18 protein-coding genes and 1 pseudogene are annotated in these 20,903 nt (G+C 73.5%); 16 read left to right on the top strand and 3 right to left on the bottom strand.

What is annotated here, in order from left to right; all coding sequences use genetic code 11:
* Nucleotides 1-7: 7 nt before the first annotated feature.
* On the bottom strand, nucleotides 8-1,744 hold the full coding sequence (locus V1J52_RS13015; RefSeq protein ID WP_330139893.1) for an AbeC-like domain-containing protein: 1,737 nt from the start codon (nucleotides 1,742-1,744) through the stop codon (nucleotides 8-10).
* 240 nt (nucleotides 1,745-1,984) lie between these two features.
* On the opposite strand from V1J52_RS13015, the gene pgsA reads away from it, so the two are divergent.
* The 15 genes and pseudogenes from pgsA to V1J52_RS12940 all read left to right on the top strand — a co-directional run bounded on the left by pgsA (nucleotide 1,985) and on the right by V1J52_RS12940 (nucleotide 17,689).
* On the top strand, nucleotides 1,985-2,710 hold the full coding sequence (gene pgsA / locus V1J52_RS13010; protein ID WP_330139892.1) for a phosphatidylinositol phosphate synthase: 726 nt from the start codon (nucleotides 1,985-1,987) through the stop codon (nucleotides 2,708-2,710).
* Nucleotides 2,707-3,630: a phosphatidylinositol mannoside acyltransferase gene (locus V1J52_RS13005; RefSeq protein WP_330139891.1), complete on the top strand. Its 924-nt coding sequence runs from the start codon at nucleotides 2,707-2,709 to the stop codon at nucleotides 3,628-3,630. The genes pgsA and V1J52_RS13005 overlap by 4 nt, the downstream gene beginning before the upstream one ends.
* Complete coding sequence (locus V1J52_RS13000; protein ID WP_330139890.1) at nucleotides 3,627-4,802, top strand: glycosyltransferase family 4 protein; 1,176 nt, start codon at nucleotides 3,627-3,629, stop codon at nucleotides 4,800-4,802. Before V1J52_RS13005 ends, V1J52_RS13000 begins: the two co-directional genes overlap by 4 nt.
* 32 nt (nucleotides 4,803-4,834) lie before the next feature.
* Nucleotides 4,835-5,401, top strand: coding sequence for a hypothetical protein (locus V1J52_RS12995; RefSeq protein WP_330139889.1), 567 nt, complete (start codon nucleotides 4,835-4,837; stop codon nucleotides 5,399-5,401).
* Nucleotides 5,402-5,572: 171 nt separating this feature from the next.
* Nucleotides 5,573-6,490: a pyridoxal 5'-phosphate synthase lyase subunit PdxS gene (pdxS, locus tag V1J52_RS12990; protein WP_330139888.1), complete on the top strand. Its 918-nt coding sequence runs from the start codon at nucleotides 5,573-5,575 to the stop codon at nucleotides 6,488-6,490.
* Nucleotides 6,491-6,602: 112 nt separating this feature from the next.
* On the top strand, nucleotides 6,603-7,193 hold the full coding sequence (gene pdxT / locus V1J52_RS12985; RefSeq protein ID WP_330139887.1) for a pyridoxal 5'-phosphate synthase glutaminase subunit PdxT: 591 nt from the start codon (nucleotides 6,603-6,605) through the stop codon (nucleotides 7,191-7,193).
* A gap of 61 nt (nucleotides 7,194-7,254) precedes the next feature.
* On the top strand, nucleotides 7,255-8,007 hold the full coding sequence (locus V1J52_RS12980) for a YebC/PmpR family DNA-binding transcriptional regulator (RefSeq protein ID WP_330139886.1): 753 nt from the start codon (nucleotides 7,255-7,257) through the stop codon (nucleotides 8,005-8,007).
* Between the two features lie 174 nt (nucleotides 8,008-8,181).
* A pseudogene (gene ruvC / locus V1J52_RS12975) lies at nucleotides 8,182-8,712 on the top strand (crossover junction endodeoxyribonuclease RuvC); the annotation flags it as partial.
* A gap of 125 nt (nucleotides 8,713-8,837) precedes the next feature.
* Nucleotides 8,838-9,461, top strand: a complete 624-nt coding sequence (ruvA, locus tag V1J52_RS12970; protein ID WP_330139884.1) for a Holliday junction branch migration protein RuvA — start codon at nucleotides 8,838-8,840, stop codon at nucleotides 9,459-9,461.
* Nucleotides 9,462-9,495: 34 nt separating this feature from the next.
* The gene (ruvB, locus tag V1J52_RS12965; protein WP_330139883.1) at nucleotides 9,496-10,596 is read left to right on the top strand and encodes a Holliday junction branch migration DNA helicase RuvB; all 1,101 of its coding nucleotides are present in this window, start codon (nucleotides 9,496-9,498) and stop codon (nucleotides 10,594-10,596) included.
* A gap of 162 nt (nucleotides 10,597-10,758) precedes the next feature.
* On the top strand, nucleotides 10,759-11,220 hold the full coding sequence (yajC, locus tag V1J52_RS12960; RefSeq protein WP_330139882.1) for a preprotein translocase subunit YajC: 462 nt from the start codon (nucleotides 10,759-10,761) through the stop codon (nucleotides 11,218-11,220).
* A gap of 113 nt (nucleotides 11,221-11,333) precedes the next feature.
* Nucleotides 11,334-13,172: a protein translocase subunit SecD gene (gene secD, locus V1J52_RS12955; RefSeq protein WP_330139881.1), complete on the top strand. Its 1,839-nt coding sequence runs from the start codon at nucleotides 11,334-11,336 to the stop codon at nucleotides 13,170-13,172.
* 1 nt (nucleotide 13,173) lies between these two features.
* A complete protein-coding gene (secF, locus tag V1J52_RS12950) occupies nucleotides 13,174-14,343 on the top strand; it encodes a protein translocase subunit SecF (RefSeq protein ID WP_330139880.1) in 1,170 nt (389 codons plus the stop codon).
* Nucleotides 14,340-14,909, top strand: coding sequence for an adenine phosphoribosyltransferase (locus tag V1J52_RS12945; protein ID WP_330139879.1), 570 nt, complete (start codon nucleotides 14,340-14,342; stop codon nucleotides 14,907-14,909). The genes secF and V1J52_RS12945 overlap by 4 nt, the downstream gene beginning before the upstream one ends.
* Before the next feature lie 176 nt (nucleotides 14,910-15,085).
* Nucleotides 15,086-17,689: a RelA/SpoT family protein gene (locus V1J52_RS12940; RefSeq protein WP_330139878.1), complete on the top strand. Its 2,604-nt coding sequence runs from the start codon at nucleotides 15,086-15,088 to the stop codon at nucleotides 17,687-17,689.
* Nucleotides 17,690-17,774: 85 nt separating this feature from the next.
* Here V1J52_RS12940 and V1J52_RS12935 read toward each other — a convergent pair whose 3' ends face one another.
* Both V1J52_RS12935 and V1J52_RS12930 read right to left on the bottom strand, forming a co-directional pair.
* Nucleotides 17,775-19,004 carry a DUF349 domain-containing protein gene (locus tag V1J52_RS12935; protein ID WP_330139877.1) on the bottom strand — a complete coding sequence of 410 codons (1,230 nt, stop codon included), beginning with the start codon at nucleotides 19,002-19,004 and terminating at the stop codon, nucleotides 17,775-17,777.
* 197 nt (nucleotides 19,005-19,201) lie between these two features.
* Nucleotides 19,202-20,026 (bottom strand): peptidylprolyl isomerase, encoded by an 825-nt coding sequence (locus V1J52_RS12930; RefSeq protein ID WP_330139876.1) that lies wholly within the window; start codon nucleotides 20,024-20,026, stop codon nucleotides 19,202-19,204.
* A gap of 154 nt (nucleotides 20,027-20,180) precedes the next feature.
* Between V1J52_RS12930 and V1J52_RS12925 the strand changes: the two genes are divergently transcribed.
* Nucleotides 20,181-20,894, top strand: a complete 714-nt coding sequence (locus tag V1J52_RS12925) for an MBL fold metallo-hydrolase (RefSeq protein ID WP_330139875.1) — start codon at nucleotides 20,181-20,183, stop codon at nucleotides 20,892-20,894.
* Nucleotides 20,895-20,903: the final 9 nt, after the last annotated feature.

Here is a 20,903-nt window from a genome sequence, read left to right as displayed (position 1 = left end):
GGTCCGGCTACAGGTACTCGTCGGCCTTGTTGGGGACGTGCGCCTGCACCTGCCCGCTGAGGAACTGCGAGCGGTTGCCGAACCGTTCGGTGTCCACGCCGTTGTCCTCCAGCACCTTGAGGGCCGCGGCGTGCACGACGCGCAGCACCGGGGTGGCCGCCCGCAGGGCGTCGTCGGCCATGAAGCGGTGCCGCCAGGGGGGCGCGGCCCAGGTGTGCCGCAGTCCGAACGGCTCGGGCAGCGAGACCTTGCCGCCGAAGAAGTCCAGCACCGGCGGGAACCAGGTCAGCGGCGCGCGGGCGGTCAGCCGCACCACCTCCTTGGCCTCCACCAGGGGCAGCGGCACCTTCTTGGTCTCCCAGAACTTGATGTGCCGGGCGACCTCCTTCTCCTTCGGCGAGGGCTTCGTCGTGAACAGCCCGTGCACCGGGCCGAGCGCGTGCCCGGTCACCTCGATGCGCAGCGTGTGGTGCAGCACCGTCACGGTGATCATCATGGTGAGGACGAGCTGCCCGTCCCACAGCACGAACTGCACACCCAGGTAGTGCCGGTTCCCGCTGCCGAACTGCTGCTCGTTGCAGATGCGCTGGACCTCGAAGTCCTTGACCGTGTAGGAGTCCACCACCTGCCCGCCGGGCCGGGAGACGTCCTTGGCGCCCTCGCCGACCGGTGCGACGATCCAGTGCCGTATCGACGGCTTCGGGAACCCGCCGGTGTGCAGCGGGGTGCGCTCCAGCATCCGCAGCCGGTCCTCGATGGCGCGCACGACGTCCCAGCTGCGGAACGGGTTGATGTCGTCCACGCCCTTGGCGGGCGTCAGCTCCTCGGCGAGGTGCCAGCTCCCCCAGCGGGTGCCCATCCCGAGTATGCCCTTGGGGCCCGCGTAGAAGACGACGTTGCTGTTCTGCTCGGCGGCGACCTGGATCAGCGCCTCCCGCAGCTTCCTGGCGCCCTCGTCGTTCGGGTCCTGCGGGACGGCCTCGGGGATGCGCGCGCCGACCCCGCCGCCGCCCAGCAGCGCCGACCAGAACCCCCGCAGGTCCTTGGCGTAGCGCTCGCAGATGCGCTTGGCCCACAGCCAGCCGATGATCGGCGCGACCGGCATGGCCAGCAGGTAGAGCAGGAGCAGCCCGCCCGCGGGCAGCAGGACGGCGCCCGCGAAGACGAGCGCGGCCAGCCCGAGGAGCGCGAGCAGGCCCACCATGCTCGCCGCACCGGTCAGCTTGGCCAGCTTGGCGAAGCCCACCACCTTGGCCACGTTCGCCACGGCTCCGCCGGAGGTCAGCCGGCTCTGCACCCCGGCCAGCGTGCGGCGCAGCTGGAACCCGGCCAGCCACAGCAGGACACCCGGCAGGAACAGGATGCCGAACAGCACCATGACGATGGTGAGCTGCACGTCCCGCGCCTTGCGGATGCGGGAGGCCGCCAGGCAGTGGTCCGCGACGGTGAGCGGGTCCGCGCCGAAGGACTGGATCAGCGGCTTGCGGCCGCCGCCGAGCATGCGCACCTGCACGGCTCGGGCGAACGCCTCGCCGAGGTTCGGCTCGAACAGGGACAGCTTGGGGCTCTTGACCTTCGTCTCGTCGTTGATGGCGACGAGGTCGGAGACCGGCCCGTCCCGGTAGGCGGCGGAGGCCAGCGCCTGGGTGGCGGCCGTCTGGCCCGAGCCCCCGGCCAGCGGTATCTGCGCACCGGAGCTGAAGTCCACCTCGAGGGACTGCCGTCGGTCGTCGAACCCTGCCATCGTCTGGGCCCACCCCCACTCGCGTCCACGACCCCGCCGGGGTCCGTTCCCGGCTCCGGCGGGCGGCGAAACATCTGCCGCCCCGTCAGGGTAGCGGGGATCGGCGCCGGACCCCGGCAGCTTCCCGCATCCGCCCGGCCGGGGCGCCTGCGCGCGAGGGCGGCGGCGGTACGTGGCTACGATGGGGCCCGCCGGTGGCATCAGGCGCCGCCTGGCCCGCATCGACTCCCCGGGACGGCCATGCTGAACAAGTACGCGCGTGCGTTCTTCACGCGTGTCCTCACCCCGTTCGCCGCGCTGCTGCTGCGCCTGGGGGTGAGTCCGGACGCCGTCACCCTGGTCGGGACGGCCGGCGTCGTGGCCGGGGCGCTCGTCTTCTTCCCCCTCGGCGAGTTCTTCTGGGGCACGGTCACCATCGCGCTGTTCGTCTTCTCCGACCTGGTGGACGGCAACATGGCCCGCCAGGCCGGCCGCTCCAGCCGCTGGGGCGCCTTCCTGGACTCCACGCTCGACCGGGTCGCGGACGCGGCCGTCTTCGGCGGCCTCGCGCTGTGGTACGCCGGTGCGGGGGACAGCGTCCTGCTGTGCGCGCTGGCCGTCTTCTGCCTCGCCAGCGGCCAGGTCGTCTCGTACACCAAGGCGCGCGGGGAGAGCATCGGGCTGCCGGTGGACGTCAACGGGCTCGTCGAGCGGGCCGAGCGGCTGGTGATCACCCTCGTCCTCACCGGAATCGCCGGTTTCGAGACGTTCGGGGTGCCGCACGTCGGCGTGCTGCTGCCGGTCGCGCTGTGGGTGGTGGCGGTGGGCAGCCTCGTCACCCTCGTCCAGCGCGTGGTCACCGTGCGCAGGGAGGCCGGGGAAGCGGACGGGGCGGGCGCCGGACGGCCGGGGCAGGCGCCCGGCGCCGGCGGACCCGCCCGGCACGAGGCGGCCGGCAACGGGGCCGAACAGGGGAGGGGCGCGTGAGGGAACGGATCGCCGACGGGCTGTACGGACTGGGCTGGGCCGCCGTGAAGCGGCTGCCCGACCCCGCCGCCGCCGCGCTGGGACGGCGCGTCGCGGACACCGCGTGGAAGCGGCGCGGCGCCGGGGTGCGGCGGCTGGAGGCCAACCTCGCGCGCGTCGTGCCCGACGCCTCGCCGCAGCGCCTCGCGGAGCTGTCCCGCGCGGGCATGCGCTCCTACCTGCGCTACTGGATGGAGTCCTTCCGGCTGCCCGCGTGGAGCCGGGAGCGCATCGCGGACAGCGTCGAGGTGACCGACATCGACCGGCTGACCGGCACCCTCGCCGGCGGACGCGGTGTGGTCCTCGCCCTGCCGCACATGGCCAACTGGGACCTGGCGGGGGCCTGGGCCACCACCCACCTGGGCCTGCCGCTCACCACCGTCGCCGAACGGCTGAAGCCGGAGAGCCTCTACGACCGGTTCGTCGCCTACCGGGAGTCGCTCGGCATGGAGGTGCTGCCGCACGACGGCGGGGCCGCCTTCGGGAAGCTCGCCCGGCGGCTGCGCGCGGGCGGGCTCGTCGCGCTGGTCGCCGACCGGGACCTGTCCGCCTCCGGCGTGGAGGTGAGGTTCTTCGGCGAGAGCGCCCGCATGCCGCAGGGACCGGCCCTGCTGGCCCAGCAGACGGGTGCCCTGCTGCTGCCCGCCAGCCTGTGGTTCGACGACACCCCGGTGCTCAAGGGGCGGGTGCACGCGCCCGTGGAGGTGCCGGAGACCGGCACCAGGGCGGAGAAGTCCGCCGTCATGACCCAGGCCGTCGCGGACGCGTTCGCCGAGGGCATCGCCGCCCACCCCGAGGACTGGCACATGCTGCAACGGCTGTGGACGGCCGACCTCGCGCCGCGCCCCGCCGGCGGGCGCGCGGAGGTGGGCCGGGCATGAGGATCGGCATCGTCTGCCCGTACTCCTGGGACGTGCCCGGAGGCGTGCAGTTCCACATCAGGGACCTGGCCGAGCACCTGATCCGGCTCGGGCACGAGGTGTCCGTGCTGGCACCCTCCGACGACGACACGCCCCTGCCCCCCTACGTCGTCTCCGCCGGGCGGGCCCTGCCGGTGCCGTACAACGGCTCGGTGGCGCGGCTGAGCTTCGGCGTGCTCTCCGCCACCCGCGTGCGCCGCTGGGTGAACGACGGCGACTTCGACGTGCTGCACGTCCACGAGCCCGCCGCGCCCTCCCTGGCCCTCCTGGCGTGCTGGTCGGCGCGCGGCCCCATCGTGGCGACGTTCCACACCTCCAACCCGCGTTCGCGGGCCATGGTGGCCGCCTACCCGATCCTCCAGCCCGCGCTGGAGAAGATCAGTGCCCGGATCGCGGTGAGCGAGTACGCGCGGCGCACCCTGGTGGAGCACCTGGGAGGCGACGCGGTGGTCATCCCCAACGGCGTGGACGTCGGCTTCTTCGCGGACGCGGAGCCCCGGGCCGAGTGGCAGGGCGGCACCATCGGCTTCGTCGGCCGCATCGACGAGCCGCGCAAGGGGCTGCCCGTGCTGATGCGGGCGCTCCCCGCGATCCTGGAGCGCCGCCCGCAGACCCGGCTGCTCGTGGCGGGGCGCGGGGACGAGAAGGAGGCCGTCGCCCCGCTGCCGGCCGCGCTGCGCGACCGCGTGGAGTTCCTCGGCATGGTCAGCGACGAGGACAAGGCGCGGCTGCTGCGCAGCGTGGACGTGTACGTCGCCCCCAACACCGGCGGGGAGAGCTTCGGCATCATCCTCGTCGAGGCCATGTCCGCGGGCGCCCCGGTGCTCGCCAGCGACCTCGACGCGTTCGCGCAGGTCCTGGACGGCGGCGCGGCGGGGCAGATGTTCGGCAACGAGGACGCCGCCGCCCTCGCGGAGTCCGCCGCGGCGCTGCTCGGCGATCCCGGCCGCCGCGCGGACCTGCGGGAGCGGGCCGTCCGGCACGTGCGCCGGTTCGACTGGTCCACGGTCGGTGCGGACATCCTCGCCGTCTACGAGACCGTCGCCGAGGGCGCAGGCGCCGTCGCGGCCGACGAGCGCCCGTTCCGGCCGTTCGCCCGGCTGCGCGGGAGGTCCAGCCCGACCGGGGTCTGAGGGGCGGCGCCGCTCCAGTACTGTGGCCTGCCGTGACCCCGCTCTCCTGGCTCATCTGGATCACCGTCGCGCTGGTGCTGGCCGGCCTCTACCTCAGCTGGACCGCGGGCCGGCTCGACCGGCTGCACGCGCGCATCGACGCGGCACGGGCCGCGCTGGACGCCCAGCTCCTGCGCCGGGCCTCCGTCGCCCAGGAGCTGGCCACCGCCGAGGTCTTCGACCCGGCCGCCTCGATGGTGCTCTACCAGACCGCGCACGACGCCCGGCAGGCCCCCGAGGATCAGCGCGAGGTCGCCGAGAGCGACCTCAGCCAGGCGCTGCGGGCCGTGTTCGCCGAGGCCGGGCAGGTGGACGCCGTGCGGGCGGTGCCCGGCGGGGAGGAGTCGGCGGCCGAGCTGACCGCCGCGGTGCGCCGGGTGCCCATGGCCCGGCGCTTCCACAACGACGCCGTGCGCGCGGCGCGGGCGCTGCGGCGGCACCGCACGGTGCGCTGGTTCCGGCTCGCCGGGCACGCGCCCTTCCCGCTCGCCTTCGAGATGGACGACGAGCCGCCACCGGTCCTCGCGGACCGGGCGAACGGCGGCGGAGCGGGCCACTGACCCCGAATTGGCCCTTGGTGCCGGGCCGCCCGGCGCGTTTCCATGCGTGAGGGAGCGTGAGGGGTCGGGAAGTGGACCAGGTGGCCGGTCCGGGTGAGGAACCGAACGGGCCTACGATGGTTGCTTCGGCCCTTCGCCGTCTTTGTCGTCTTATCGCCGAGTGAGGTCACCGTGTCCAGCACATCCCCCAGCACCGCCGCCCAGGCCCCCGCGACCGGCACGGCGCGCGTCAAGCGCGGCATGGCCGAGCAGCTCAAGGGCGGTGTGATCATGGATGTCGTCACGCCGGAGCAGGCGAAGATCGCCGAGGACGCCGGTGCCGTGGCGGTCATGGCCCTGGAGCGCGTTCCCGCCGACATCCGCAAGGACGGCGGGGTGGCCCGCATGTCCGACCCGGACATGATCGAGGGCATCATCGAGGCCGTCTCCATCCCGGTCATGGCCAAGTCCCGCATCGGCCACTTCGTCGAGGCGCAGGTCCTCCAGGCGCTCGGTGTGGACTACATCGACGAGTCCGAGGTCCTGACCCCGGCCGACGAGGTCAACCACAGCGACAAGTTCGCCTTCACCACGCCCTTCGTCTGCGGCGCCACCAACCTCGGCGAGGCCCTGCGCCGCATCGCCGAGGGCGCGGCGATGATCCGCTCCAAGGGCGAGGCCGGTACCGGCAACGTGGTGGAGGCCGTGCGCCACATGCGCCAGATCAAGGGCGACATCGCCCGGCTCAAGGGGCTGGACAACCACGAGCTGTACGCCGCCGCCAAGGAGCTGCGCGCCCCCTACGAGCTGGTCAGGGAGGTCGCCGAGCTGGGCAAGCTGCCCGTGGTGCTGTTCTCCGCCGGCGGCGTGGCCACCCCGGCCGACGCGGCGCTCATGCGGCAGCTCGGCGCCGAGGGCGTCTTCGTGGGCTCCGGCATCTTCAAGTCCGGCGACCCGGCCAAGCGCGCCGCCGCCATCGTGAAGGCCACCACCTTCCACGACGACCCGAAGGTCGTCGCCGACGCCTCCCGCAATCTGGGCGAGGCCATGGTCGGCATCAACTGCGACACCCTGCCCGAGGCCGAGCGCTACGCCGGCCGCGGCTGGTGAACCCCCGCGTCCCCGGGCCGCGCGCCCGGCCCGGGGACGCCCTCCCGGCGCGGCGCGCCGCCGCGGCCCGCGGGCGCCCCCGCGGCGTCCACCGCACGTCAGAGAGGCATTCGTGAGCAACCCCGTCATCGGTGTCCTGGCCCTCCAGGGCGACGTCAGGGAACACCTCGCCGCGCTCACCGCGGCGGGCGCCGCGGTGAGCGAGATCCGCCGCCCGGAGGAACTGGCCGCGGTGGACGGCCTGGTCATACCCGGGGGCGAGTCCACCACCATCTCCAAGCTCGCCACGGCCTTCGGGCTGCTGGAGCCGCTGCGCGACCGGGTGCGGGCGGGCCTGCCCGTCTACGGCTCCTGCGCGGGCATGATCATGCTCGCGGACAAGATCCTCGATCCCCGCTCGGGTCAGGAGACGGTCGGCGGCATCGACATGATCGTGCGCCGCAACGCCTTCGGGCGGCAGAACGAGTCCTTCGAGGCGGCCGTCGAGGTCGCCGGGGTCGACGGCGGTCCGGTGGAGGGCGTCTTCATCCGGGCGCCGTGGGTCGAGTCCACCGGGGCCCGGGCGGAGGTCCTGGCCGTGCACGAGGGGCACACCGTCGCGGTACGCCAGGACCACCTCCTGGCCACCTCCTTCCACCCCGAGCTCACCGGCGACCACCGGGTGCACGAACTCTTCGTGAACCTGGTGCGCACGAGCGGCTGACCGGCTGGCGGTAGGATCGCCCGCGTTGGACTTTCACCGGTGACTTTGAAGGAGCGAGGCTGTGTCCGGCCACTCTAAGTGGGCAACCACCAAGCACAAGAAGGCCGTGATCGATGCCAAGCGCGGCAAGCTCTTCGCCAAGCTGATCAAGAACATCGAGGTCGCGGCGCGCACCGGCGGTGCCGACCCGGACGGCAATCCCACGCTCTACGACGCCATCCAGAAGGCCAAGAAGAGTTCGGTCCCGAACAAGAACATCGACAGCGCGGTCAAGCGCGGTGCGGGCATCGAGGCGGGCGGTGCCGACTACGAGACGATCATGTACGAGGGCTACGGCCCCAACGGCGTCGCCGTGCTCGTCGAGTGCCTCACCGACAACCGCAACCGCGCCGCCTCCGACGTGCGCGTCGCCATGACGCGCAACGGCGGCTCCATGGCCGACCCCGGCTCGGTCGCCTACCTCTTCAACCGCAAGGGCGTCGTGATCGTCCCCAAGGGCGAGCTGAGCGAGGACGACGTCCTCGGCGCGGTCCTGGACGCGGGCGTCGAGGAGGTCAACGACCTCGGCGAGTCCTTCGAGGTGCTCAGCGAGGCCACCGACCTCGTCGCGGTGCGCACCGCGCTCCAGGAGGCCGGCATCGACTACGACTCCGCCGATGCCAACTTCGTCCCCACCATGCAGGTGGAGCTGGACGAGGAGGGCGCCCGCCGGATCTTCAAGCTGATCGACGCGCTGGAGGACAGCGACGACGTGCAGAACGTCTTCGCCAACTTCGACGTCTCCGACGAGGTCATGGCCAAGGTCGACGCCTGACCGCGCCGCCTGGCCGCACGCCGCCCGGACACCGCGCCGACGGGCCGCACGGGAACACACCCCGGGCGGCCCGTCGTCTTGTCGGTGCCGCCCGATAACCTGCCGGAACAGGTGCCCGGAGGGCGGCGTGGCGGCTCGGCGGCCACGGGAGCGATCGCAGGAGGGGAGGGCGCGGTGCGCGTGCTCGGCGTGGACCCGGGGCTCACCCGCTGCGGCGTCGGTGTGGTGGACGGGGTGGCGGGGCGCCCGCTGCGCATGGCCGGCGTCGGCGTCGTGCGCACCCCGGCCGACGCCCCCGTCGCCGAACGGCTCGTGGAGATCGAGCGGGGCATCGAGGAGTGGCTCGACGCCCACCGGCCCGAAGCGGTCGCCGTGGAGCGGGTGTTCAGCCAGCACAACGTGCGCACCGTCATGGGCACGGCGCAGGCCAGCGCGGTGGCCATGCTGTGCGCGGCCCGGCGCGGACTGCCGGTCGCGCTGCACACCCCGAGCGAGGTCAAGGCCGCCGTCACCGGCACCGGGCGGGCGGACAAGGCCCAGGTCGGCGCCATGGTCACCCGGCTGCTGCGGCTGGAGGCCCCGCCCCGGCCCGCCGACGCGGCCGACGCCCTGGCCCTCGCCATCTGCCACATCTGGCGCGCCCCCGCACAGGGCCGCCTCCAGCACGCCCAGCACGCCGCACAGGCCCGCCAGGCGCAGGCTCAGGTCAGGGCCCAGGCGCAGCGGCAGGCCCAGGCGCTGAGCCGGGAGGCGGCCCGCGTCCGCCGCGCGCAGGCCGCCGCACGCCCGGCCCAGACCCGTGCCCCCCGCGTCCCGAAAGGCCCCACCCGATGATCGCGTTCGTCTCCGGCCCGGTGGCGGCCCTCGCCCCGGACACCGCCGTCATCGAGGTGGGCGGGATCGGCATGGCGGTCCACTGCACGCCCGCCACGCTCGCCGCGCTGCGCCCCGGCGAGCCCGCGCGCCTGGCCACCTCCCTGGTCGTCCGGGAGGACAGCCTCACCCTCTACGGCTTCGCCGACGACGACGAGCGGCAGGTCTTCGAACTGCTCCAGACGGCCAGCGGCGTCGGACCGCGCCTGGCCCAGGCCATGCTCGCCGTCCACCGTCCCGACGCGCTGCGCCGCGCCGTCGCCGGCGGTGACGAGAAGGCGCTCACCGCCGTGCCCGGCATCGGCAAGAAGGGCGCGCAGAAGCTGCTGCTGGAGCTGAAGGACCGGCTCGGCGCCCCGGCCGGCGGCCCGGCCGCCGCCCGGCCCGGGGCCGGCGGGGCGCCCGCTGCCTGGCGCGAGCAGCTCCAGGCCGCGCTGCTCGGCCTCGGCTACGCCCAGCGCGAGGCCGACGAGGCCGTCGAAGCCGTCGCCCCCCAGGCCGAGGCCGCGGGCGACGGGGCCCAGCCGCAGGTCAGCCGCCTGCTGCGGGCCGCCCTGCAAACCCTGAACCGCACCCGCTGAGGCCTCCGCCGAGGCCAGAGGAGGAAGCCGAAGCATGACCTGGGACGACCACCTGGCCGACGCCGCCGACGCGGACGCCCCCGAGGGCGCCCACCCGGCCGGGCCGCCCGCCGAACGGCTGGTCGGCGCCGGCGCCGACAGCGAGGACACCGCCGTCGAGGCGGCGCTGCGGCCCAGGTCGCTGGCCGAGTTCGTCGGCCAGCCCAAGGTCAGGGAACAGCTCGACCTGGTGCTCAGGGCCGCCCGGCAGCGCGGCACCACCGCCGACCACGTGCTGCTCTCCGGCGCGCCCGGGCTCGGCAAGACGACCCTGTCCATGATCATCGCCGCGGAGATGGGCGCCCCGCTCCGCATCACCTCCGGCCCCGCGATCCAGCACGCCGGTGACCTCGCCGCGATCCTCTCCTCGCTCCAGGAGGGCGAGGTGCTCTTCCTGGACGAGATCCACCGGATGTCCCGCCCCGCCGAGGAGATGCTCTACATGGCGATGGAGGACTTCCGCGTCGACGTCGTCGTCGGCAAGGGGCCCGGGGCCACCGCCATCCCGCTGGAGCTGCCGCCTTTCACCCTGGTCGGGGCCACGACGCGGGCGGGGCTGCTGCCGCCGCCGCTGCGGGACCGCTTCGGGTTCACCGCCCACATGGAGTTCTACGATCCGGCCGAACTGGAACGCGTCGTCAACCGCTCGGCCCGGCTGCTGGAGGTCGAGACGGACGCCGCGGGCGCCGCCGAGATCGCCGGCCGCTCCCGGGGCACCCCGCGCATCGCCAACCGTCTGCTGCGCCGCGTCCGCGACTTCGCCCAGGTCAAGGCCGACGGCGTCGTCACCCGGGACATCGCGGTACGGGCGCTCGCCGTCTACGAGGTGGACGAGCGGGGCCTGGACCGGCTGGACCGCTCGGTGCTGGAGGCGCTGCTCAAGCTGTTCGGCGGCGGTCCCGTCGGCCTGTCCACCCTCGCCGTCGCGGTGGGGGAGGAGCGCGAGACGGTGGAGGAGGTGGCCGAGCCGTTCCTCGTCCGCGAGGGCCTGCTCGCGCGCACCCCGCGCGGCCGCGTCGCCACCGCGGCGGCCTGGGCGCACCTGGGCCTCACCCCTCCGGAGCAGTCCGCCCAACCCGGACTCTTCGGCGGATGACCGGCCGACATTCGTCCCTGCCGGAACCTCGGCCCCCTGTGGGGCGTTGTTCCAGCGGCAGGGCCTCGCTTAGACTCCGCCGACGCCCTCCCTGGGACGGGCGGAATCATCCATACCCCCCAGGCCGCGCCCCCGCGGCCTTGCAAAGGACACTCATCCGCCGTGGATATCGCATTTCTCCTCCCCTTCGTCGTGCTCATCGGCGCCATGTTCCTGATGACGCGGTCGGCCAAGAAGAAGCAGCAGCAGGCCGCGCAGATGCGTGACCAGATGGAACCGGGCACCGGCGTCCGCACGATCGGCGGCATGTACGCGCGGGTGAAGGAGGTCGGTGAGGACACCGTCCTGCTGGAGGTGGCCCCCGGCGTGCACGCGCACTACGCCAAGAACGCCGTCGGCGCCGTCCTGGAGGACGAGGAGTACGACCGCATCGTGCACGGCACGCCCGTCGTGGACGGGGACGCCCCCGAGGTGCCGGACGACGCCTCCGCGCTGACCGCTACCACGGGCGCCACCTCGGATGAGACGATCGACCTGGGCAAGGACGGCAGCGGACCGGACGAGCCCGCCGCCGAGGACGTGGAGTCGAAGGACAAGCGCGACGGCGACAGCGGCACGAAGTAGCCCCACACGCCGCCGGACCTGGCGGGTCCGGCGGCGCCGCACGTTCCGCACACCACTTCGCGCACCGCGCGGCGAGACCCGCGCGCGGGCGGCTGGACAGGGAGAGACAGAAGGTGGCAACACCGCAGAAGCGCCGGAGGTCACCGGCGGCCCAGGGCAGACCATGGCGCGCCCTCACGCTGGTCATCGTGCTCACCGCGCTGCTCACCGGCGGCATGTTCCTCTCCGGAGCGACCACGCCGCGCCTGGGCATCGACCTCGCGGGCGGCACCAGCATCACGCTCACGGCCAAGGACCAGCCCGGCCGGCCCAGCGCGGTCAACGAGGCCAACATGAACACCGCCGTCTCCATCATCGAGCGGCGTGTGAACGGGCTCGGCGTCTCCGAGGCGGAGGTGAAGACCCAGGGCGACCGCAACATCATCGTCAACATCCCGCGCGGCACGGACGAGAAGCAGGCCCGCGAACAGGTCGGCACCACCGCCGAGCTGGGCTTCAGGCCCGTCCTGAACGCCGCACCGGTCACGCCCCCCGGCCAGCCCCAGCCGGGCGAGGAGCCCGGGGCGGAGCCGTCCGCCCCGGCCGCGAGCCCCTCGCCCTCCGGCGAGGCGCCGCAGGACGACGAGGAGGCCGTCGCGCCGGAAGACGAGACGGAGCAGCCGCAGGAGTCGGCCGGTCCCGCCGACGGCGCCTCACCGCAGGGCGCCCGCGCAGGCGTGGTCACCCGGGACGAGACGGAGTCGCCCGGGCCCGGCGCGTCCGCGTCGCAGGAGGGCGAGAGCGGCGAGCAGTCCCCGCCGCCCGCGGAGCAGGAGCAGTCCCCGCCCCCCGGGGAGCAGGGCGACCCGGCCCAGCTCGCCGCCGCTCTCCAGCAGCTCGACTGCTCGACGCCCGAGGCGCGCTCCGACGCCAGCCAGCAGGTCGCGGCGGCCAAGCCCACCGAGCAGGTCGTGGCCTGTGACCGGGAGGGCGCCTTCAAGTACGCGCTCGGTCCCGTGGAGGTCCCGGGCACGAACGTCGAGGGCGCGGACGCCGTCTTCGACCAGCAGCGCGGCATCTGGCTGGTGACGATGGACTTCGACAGCAAGGGCGCCCAGCAGTTCGCCGACGTCACCCAGCGCATCTCCACGCTGCCCCAGCCGCAGAACCAGTTCGCCATCACGCTGGACGGCCAGGTCGTCTCCGCGCCCTCGGTCTCCACGCGCATCGGCGGCGGCCAGGCGGAGATCAGCGGCAGCTTCACCCAGGAGTCCGCGGCCGACCTGGCCAACGTGCTCAAGTTCGGCGCGCTGCCCATCACCTTCGAAGAGGCCAACGTCCTCACCATCTCCCCGTCGCTGGGCGGGGAGCAGCTGAAGGCCGGGCTCATCGCCGGCGGCATCGGCCTGCTGCTGGTCGTGGTCTACCTGCTGTTCTACTACCGCGCCCTCGCCCTCGTCGCCATCGGCAGCCTGCTGCTGATGGGCGGGCTGACCTACGTCGTGATGTCGCTGCTCGGACCGGGCATCGGGTTCGCCCTGAGCCTTCCGGCGGTGTGCGGCGCGATCGTCGCCATCGGCATCACGGCCGACTCCTTCATCGTCTACTTCGAGCGGATCAGGGACGAGGTCCGCGAGGGCCGCTCGATCCGCCCGGCGATCGAGCGGGCCTGGCCGCGCGCACGGCACACCATCCTCATCTCCGACGTGGTGTCCTTCCTCGCCGCGGTGGTCCTCTTCTTCGCCGCCGTCGGCTCGGTGCAGGGCTTCGCCTTCGTCCTGGGCCTCACGACGCTGCTCGACGTCCTGATCGTCTTCCTGCTGACCAAGCCGCTCACCACGCTGCTGGCCCGCCGCTCGTTCTTCTCGAACGGGCACCCCATGTCGGGCCTGGACCCCAAGCGGCTCGGCGCCAGGCCCCCCATCCGGGGCCGCCGCGCCACCGCTGCCACCGTCACGCCGAAGGAGGCCTGAGATGTCCCGCATCGGCGCACTCGGTGCCAAGCTGTACCGGGGCGAGGCGGCGTTCGACTTCGTCGGCCGCCGCAAGCTCTGGTACGCCATCTCCGTGCTCCTCATCGCCATCTCCCTCGGCGGGCTCTTCGGCAAGGGCCTCTTCATGGGCGTGGAGTTCCAGGGCGGCGCGGTGTTCACGACGCCGCCCACCCAGGTGACCGTCGAAGAGGCGCGCCAGATGGCGCAGGACGCGACGGATAACGACGCCCGGGTCCAGCGGCTGGGCAACGACGCCCTGCGCATCACGATCACCGGCCTGGACACCGAGACCTCCAACGCGGCCCGCGACGAGCTGGCCGAGGAGTTCGGCGTGCCCGCCCAGGAGCTGGGCGCCGAGCTGGTCGGGCCGAGCTGGGGCGAGCAGATGACCAGCAAGGCCCTCACGGGCATGATCATCTTCCTGGTGCTCGTCAGCGTCTACCTGGCGATCGCCTTCGAGTGGCGGATGGCGCTGGCGGCCCTCGTCGCCCTCCTGCACGACCTCGTCATCACCGTGGGCGTCTACGCGCTCGTGGGCTTCGAGGTCACCCCCGGCACGGTCGTCGGTGTCCTGACGATCCTCGGCTACTCGCTGTACGACACGGTCGTGGTGTTCGACAAGGTGAACGAGAACACCGGCACGCTCGGGAAGCAGAACCGCCACACCTACCCGGAGCTGGCGAACCTGGGCCTCAACGCGACGCTGGTGCGGTCCGTCAACACCTCCATCGTGGCGCTGCTCCCGGTCGCCGGCCTGCTGCTCATCGGCGCCGGACTGCTCGGCGGCGGCATGCTCAAGGACATCGCGCTGTCGCTGTTCGTCGGCCTGACGGCGGGTACCTACTCCTCGATCATGATCGCCACCCCCGTCGTCGTGGACCTCAAGAAGAACGAGGCCGACGTCAGGGCCCACGACCGCCGGGTGCTCTCCCGGCGTGCCAAGGGCACCCCGGAGGACGACGACGCCGAGGGCGCGGACGGCGAACGGGACGCCGCCGCCTCCGCAGCCGGCGGAGCCCGGGAGGACGGGACGGACGAGTCCGTCGACGCGGCCCCGGCCGGCGCCGGTGTGGCCGGCCCCCGGCCGGGCGCCGGACGCGGCCCGGCCGACGGCCTCGGGCGCAAGGACGCACCGGGGAAGCGCCGGTGAGCGCGGGAACGTCACCGGCCCCGCCCTCCGGCGAGCTGACCGGACTGCTGCTCAGCCGCATCCGCGACGTGCCCGACCACCCGAAGCCGGGCGTGGTGTTCAAGGACATCACCCCGCTCCTGGCCGACCCGGCGGCCTTCGCCGCGCTCACCGACGCCCTCGCCGGTCTCTGCGCGGAGCTGGGCGCCACGAAGGTCGTCGGCCTGGAGGCGCGCGGCTTCATCCTGGCCGCACCCGTCGCCGTCCGGGCGGGCGTCGGCTTCGTGCCGGTCCGCAAGGCGGGCAAGCTGCCCGGCGCGACGCTGGCGCAGGGGTACGACCTGGAGTACGGCAGCGCCGAGATCGAGATCCACGCCGAGGACCTCGGCGCCGACGACCGCGTCCTGGTCATCGACGACGTGCTCGCCACCGGCGGCACCGCCGAGGCGTCGGTCCACCTGCTCCGGCGCTCCGGCGCCCACATCGCGGGCGTCGCCGTCCTCATGGAGCTGGGCTTCCTCGCGGGGCGCGGCCGGGTGGAGGCGGCCCTGGGCGGAGCGCCGCTGCGGGCGCTGATCTCCGTCTGACGCGGCCGCCCGCCCGGTGTGCGGGCGGCCCGGCGCAGGGGCCCGGACCACTGGTCCGGGCCCCTGCGCGTCGGGGCGCGGCCGGACGGCGTCCCCGGCGGACGGCCGCGTGGCGGGCCGGGTCGATACCATGGCAGTCCGACCGCCACGTGGCCGGAACCGTTCGAGGAGTGCTCTTGCCAGACGAGGCCCAGCGACTCAGCGCCGCCGAGCGACGGGAAGCGGACGCCGCCCGGCAGCCGGACACGGCCGCCGGGCCGCGGCGCCGCGGTGCCGCGCCCGCCGGTGCGCAGGCCGCCCGTGAGGTCGGGGCCCGGGGCGGCGCCACGGCGGCCCGCAAGGCCCCGTCGGCGCAGCAGCCCCCCGCGGCCCCGCAGGACGGACCGCCGCCCGCCGCGTCCGGCAACCCGCAGCCCGAGCCGTCCGCCGCCCGCACGCCGGCGCCCGCGAAGGCCATCTCCGGAGTCTCCGGGCGCTCCGGCTCCTCCAACCGGGTCAGGGCCCGCCTGGCCCGGCTCGGCGTCCAGCGCTCCAGCCCGTACAACCCGGTGCTGGAGCCGCTGCTGCGCATCGTGCGGGCGAACGACCCCAAGGCCGACACCACGACGCTGCGCCAGATCGAGCGGGCCTACCAGGTCGCCGAGCGCTGGCACCGGGGCCAGAAGCGCAAGAGCGGCGACCCCTACATCACCCATCCGCTCGCGGTGACGACCATCCTGGCCGAACTGGGCATGGACCCGGCGACCCTGATGGCGGGGCTGCTGCACGACACCGTCGAGGACACCGAGTACGGCCTGGACACGCTGCGCCGCGACTTCGGCGACCAGGTGGCGCTGCTGGTGGACGGCGTCACCAAGCTGGACAAGGTCAAGTTCGGCGAGGCGGCGCAGGCCGAGACCGTGCGCAAGATGGTCGTCGCCATGGCCAAGGACCCCCGGGTGCTGGTCATCAAGCTCGCCGACCGCCTCCACAACATGCGCACCATGCGGTTCCTGCGGAGGGAGAAGCAGGAGCAGAAGGCCCGCGAGACGCTGGAGATCTACGCCCCCCTCGCGCACCGCCTGGGCATGAACACCATCAAGTGGGAGCTGGAGGACCTCGCGTTCGCGATCCTCTACCCCAAGATGTACGACGAGATCGTGCGGCTGGTCGCCGAACGCGCCCCCAAGCGGGACGAGTACCTGGCCACCGTCATCGACGAGGTCCAGAGCGACCTGCGCGGCGCCCGCATCAAGGCCACCGTCACCGGACGCCCCAAGCACTACTACAGCGTCTACCAGAAGATGATCGTGCGGGGCCGGGACTTCGCCGAGATCTACGACCTGGTGGGCATCCGCGTCCTGGTGGACACCGTCCGCGACTGCTACGCGGCGCTCGGCACCGTGCACGCGCGGTGGAACCCGGTGCCCGGGCGCTTCAAGGACTACATCGCGATGCCCAAGTTCAACATGTACCAGTCGCTGCACACGACGGTCATCGGGCCCGGCGGCAAGCCGGTCGAGCTGCAGATCCGCACCTTCGACATGCACCGCCGCGCCGAGTACGGCATCGCCGCGCACTGGAAGTACAAGCAGGAGGCCGTGGCCGGGGCCTCCAAGGTCCGTACCGACGTCCCCGGGCGCACCGGCCGGGGCGGCGGCAAGGACACCGTCAACGACATGGCCTGGCTGCGGCAGCTCCTGGACTGGCAGAAGGAGACGGAGGACCCGGGCGAGTTCCTGGAGTCCCTGCGCTTCGACCTCTCCCGCAACGAGGTCTTCGTCTTCACGCCCAAGGGCGACGTCATAGCGCTTCCGGCCGGCGCCACCCCGGTCGACTTCGCCTACGCGGTGCACACCGAGATCGGCCACCGCACGATCGGCGCCCGCGTCAACGGGCGCCTGGTGCCGCTGGAGTCCACCCTCGACCACGGTGACACGGTGGAGATCTTCACCTCCAAGGCGCCGGGCGCGGGCCCGTCCCGGGACTGGCTGAACTTCGTCAAGTCACCGCGGGCCCGCAACAAGATCCGGGCCTGGTTCTCCAAGGAGCGCCGCGACGAGGCCATCGAGCAGGGCAAGGACGCCATCGTCCGCGCGATGCGCAAGCAGAACCTGCCGATCCAGCGCATCCTGACCGGCGACTCGCTGGTGACCCTCGCCCACGAGATGCGCTACCCCGACATCTCCTCGCTCTACGCCGCGATCGGTGAGGGCCACGTCACCGCGCAGAACGTCGTGCAGAAGCTCGTGCAGGCCCTCGGCGGCGAGGAGGCCGCCAACGAGGACATCGCCGAGACGGCCCCGCTGCGCCGCCGGGCCAGCCGGCGCTCCAGCGCCGACCCGGGCGTCATCGTCAAGGGCACGGAGGACGTGTGGGTCAAGCTGGCCCGCTGCTGCACGCCGGTGCCGGGCGACCCGATCATCGGGTTCGTCACCCGGGGCAGCGGCGTGTCCGTGCACCGGGCGGACTGCGTCAACGTGGACGCGCTGGCGCGGGAGCCGGAGCGCATGCTGGACGTGGAGTGGGCGCCCACCCAGTCCTCGGTGTTCCTCGTCGCCATCCAGGTCGAGGCGCTGGACCGCTCCCGGCTGCTGTCCGACGTGACGCGGGTCCTGTCCGACCAGCACGTCAACATCCTGTCGGCCGCCGTGCAGACTTCGCGGGACCGGGTGGCCACCTCCCGGTTCACCTTCGAGATGGGCGACCCCAAGCACCTGGGCCACGTCCTGAAGGCGGTACGCGGCGTGGAGGGCGTGTACGACGTCTACCGCGTCACCTCGGCCCGCAGGCCCTCGTAGGCCCCCGAAGCCCCGCGCCCCGCAGACGGAGGCGGCCCGGTGTTCCCGCCGGACCGCCTCCGCGCGCGTCATGCCGCGGCGCGGCTCAGCCGCCGAACTCCTGCAAGCCCTTGAGCGCCTGGTCCAGCAGGGCCTGCCGGCCCGCCAGCTCCTGCTCCAGCTTCCCGGCCTTCGCCGTGTTGCCCGCCGCCCGCGCCGCCTCGGCGTCCGCGCGCAGCTTGTCCACGGCGTCCTGGAGCTGCCCGGTCAGCCCCGCGGCGCGCGCCCGCGCCTCGGGGTTGGTGCGCCGCCACTCCGCTTCCTCGGCCTCCGCGATGGCCTGCTCCACCGCGCGCATCCGGCCCTCGACGCGGGCCCGCGCGTCCCTGGGCACGTGCCCGACGGCGTCCCAGCGCTCGTTGACGGCCCGGAACGCCGCACGGGCCGCCTTCAGGTCGGTGACCGGGAGCAGCTTCTCCGCCTCGGCGGCCAGCTCCTCCTTGCGGGCCAGGTTCTCCCGCTGCTCGGCGTCCCGCTCGGCGAACACCTCGCCGCGGGCCTGGAAGAAGACGTCCTGGGCGGCGCGGAAGCGCTGCCACAGTTCCTCCTCGTGCTCCCGCTGGGCGCGTCCCGCCGCCTTCCAGTCCTGCATCAGGTCCCGGTAACGGGCCGCCGTTGTGCCCCAGTCCGTCGAGGAGGACAGCGCCTGCGCCTCAGCCACCAGCTTCTCCTTGCGGCGCCTGGCCTCCTCCCGCTGCGCGTCCAGCGCCGCGAAGTGCGCCTTGCGGCGCTTGGAGAAGGCCGAGCGGGCGTGCGAGAAGCGGTGCCACAGCTCGTCGTCGGACTTCCGGTCCAGCCGCGGCAGCCCCTTCCAGGTGTCCACCAGGGTGCGCAGCCGCTCGCCCGCGGACCGCCACTGGTCGCTGCGGGCCAGCTCCTCGGCCTCGGCGACCAGTTCCTCCTTGGCCTTGCGGGCCTCCTCGGCCTGCCGGGCCTTCTGGGCCTTGCGCTCCTCGCGGCGCGCCTCCACCCGCTGCGTCAGCGCGTCGAGCCGCACCCGCAGCGCGTCGAGGTCGCCGACGGCGTGGTGGGCGTCCACCTGCTCGCGCAGGTGCCCGATGGCGGCCTCCGCGTCCTTGGCGGCCAGGTCGGTGCTCCTCACCCGGCGCTCCAGGAGCCCGATCTCGACGACCAGCCCCTCGTACTTGCGCTGGAAGTAGGCGAGTGCCTCCTCCGGGGAGCCTGCCTGCCACGAACCGGCGACCTTCTCGCCCTCGGCCGTACGCACGTACACGGTCCCCGTCTCGTCGACGCGGCCCCACGGGTCGCTGCTCACAGCGCCTCCTCCACCTGACACCGGCAGGGCAGCGCGCGCCCCCGGCGTCGTCCACAGTTCGTCCGGCATCCGATGTTCACCGTGCGGATCACCTGGCCGGAGCAGGGATTCGCGCACCACGCCAACATAGGCGAGATGCGGGCGCGCTGTCCGCACCCGGCGCGTACGAAGACGCCGCCCGGAGGCGGAGCGCGGGCTCAGCCCTCGCGTACCGTCGCCTTGTCGATCACCACGGTGGCCACCGGGGTCGTCACCTGGAGCTGCTGGTCCGTCTCGGTACCCGCGTCCGCGATCTTCCGCAGCACGTCCATGCCGCCGGTGATCTGCCCGAACGGCGTGTAGTCGGGCGGCAGCGGGCTGTCCTCGTACACCAGGAAGAACTGGCTGCCGCCGCTGTCGCGGCCCTCGTCGGTCTGGGCCCGGTAGGTGTTGGCCATGGCGACCGTGCCCGCCGGGTAGGTGCCGTCCGCGACCTTCGGGTCGTCCAGGTTCTCGTCCGGGATGGTGTAGCCGGGGCCGCCCTGCCCGTTGCCCTGCGGGTCGCCGCACTGGAGCACGAAGATGCCCTGGTCGGTGAGGCGGTGGCAGCGGGTGTGGTCGAAGTACCCCTCACCGGCGAGGAAGGCGAAGGAGTTCACCGTGTGCGGCGCCTTCTCCGCGTCCATGGCGATGGTGATGTCGCCGCAGGTGGTCTCCAGCGTCATCGTGTAGGAGGCCGACGCGTCGACCGACATCTTCGGCTCCTGGTCCCACTGCTTGCCGTTCGGCTCGCCCGGCGCCGGCTCCTCGCAGGGGTCGGCGGGGGTGCTGGGGGAGGGCTGGGCCTTCGGCTCGGCGTCGCCGTCGCCGGAGAACGCCCCCGCCGCCGCGAGGGCGCCGCCCGTGCCGAGGCCGACCACGAGGACGGCGGCGATCACCACGTTGCGCACCCGGGCGCGGCGGCGGGCGGCGGCCTGCCGCCGCAGCCGGCGTTCGTACCGCTGCCGTGCGAGCTGCTTGCGCCGCTGCTCCTTGCTGACCACGCGCTTCTCCTTCGGGCACGACTCGACGGACTCCGGCCGCGGCTGCCTGGCCGCCGCGGCTTGCCCGTACGGTATACGGGTTCGCGGCCGGTGCACCGCCGCCGGTAGGCTTCGGTCCGGACGCCATCCGCTGTCGGACGACTGAAGGACGATCGTGCTCGTTGCCGGGTTCCCCGCCGGGGCCTGGGGGACCAATTGTTATCTGGTCGCCCCCGCCGCCGGTGAGGAGTGCGTGATCATCGACCCCGGCCACCAGGCCGCCGAAGGCGTCGCGGAGACCGTCGCCAAGCACCGGCTGAAGCCGGTCGCCGTCGTCCTCACCCACGGCCACCTCGACCACGTCGCCTCGGTGGTCCCCGTGTGCGGCGCGCACGACGTGCCCGCCTGGATCCACCCGGACGACCGCTACATGATGAGCGACCCGGAGAAGGCGCTCGGGCGGTCCATCGGGCGGCAGCTCATGGGCGACCTGACGATCGGCGAACCCGACGACGTCCGCGAGCTGGCCGACGGCTCCGTGCTGTCCCTGGCCGGCCTGGAGCTGACCGTCGCGCACGCGCCCGGCCATACCGAGGGGTCGGTGACCTTCGCGATGCCCGAGCGGGCCGACGTGCCGCCGGTCCTGTTCTCGGGTGATCTGCTCTTCGCCGGCTCCATCGGACGCACCGACCTGCCCGGCGGTGACCACGCCGAGATCCTGCGGTCCCTGGCCCGTGTGTGCCTGCCGCTCGACGACGCGACCGTGGTCCTGTCCGGGCACGGTCCCCAGACCACCATCGGCCGTGAGCGCGCCACCAACCCGTACCTGCGGGAGGTGGCCGCCGGCCGCGGAGCGGGCGCACCGCCGGCTCCCGGACGAGGAATGTGACGACGACCT

The sequence above is a fragment of the Streptomyces solitudinis genome (genome assembly GCF_036323765.1).
Classification (GTDB): domain Bacteria; phylum Actinomycetota; class Actinomycetes; order Streptomycetales; family Streptomycetaceae; genus Streptomyces.
Note: the sequence above shows the minus strand (reverse complement) of the source record. Positions and strands in the feature narration are given on the sequence as shown.

Bases quoted from the DNA above. Each gene is read 5' to 3' on its own strand.
- ruvA (WP_330139884.1), top strand. From the start codon at position 8,838: ATGATCGCGTTCGTCTCCGGCCCGGTGGCGGCCCTCGCCCCGGACACC.
- secF (WP_330139880.1), top strand. From the start codon at position 13,174: ATGTCCCGCATCGGCGCACTCGGTGCCAAGCTGTACCGGGGCGAGGCG.
- ruvB (WP_330139883.1), top strand. From the start codon at position 9,496: ATGACCTGGGACGACCACCTGGCCGACGCCGCCGACGCGGACGCCCCC.
- V1J52_RS13000 (WP_330139890.1), top strand. From the start codon at position 3,627: ATGAGGATCGGCATCGTCTGCCCGTACTCCTGGGACGTGCCCGGAGGC.
- V1J52_RS13015 (WP_330139893.1), bottom strand. From the start codon at position 1,744: ATGGCAGGGTTCGACGACCGACGGCAGTCCCTCGAGGTGGACTTCAGC.
- pgsA (WP_330139892.1), top strand. From the start codon at position 1,985: ATGCTGAACAAGTACGCGCGTGCGTTCTTCACGCGTGTCCTCACCCCG.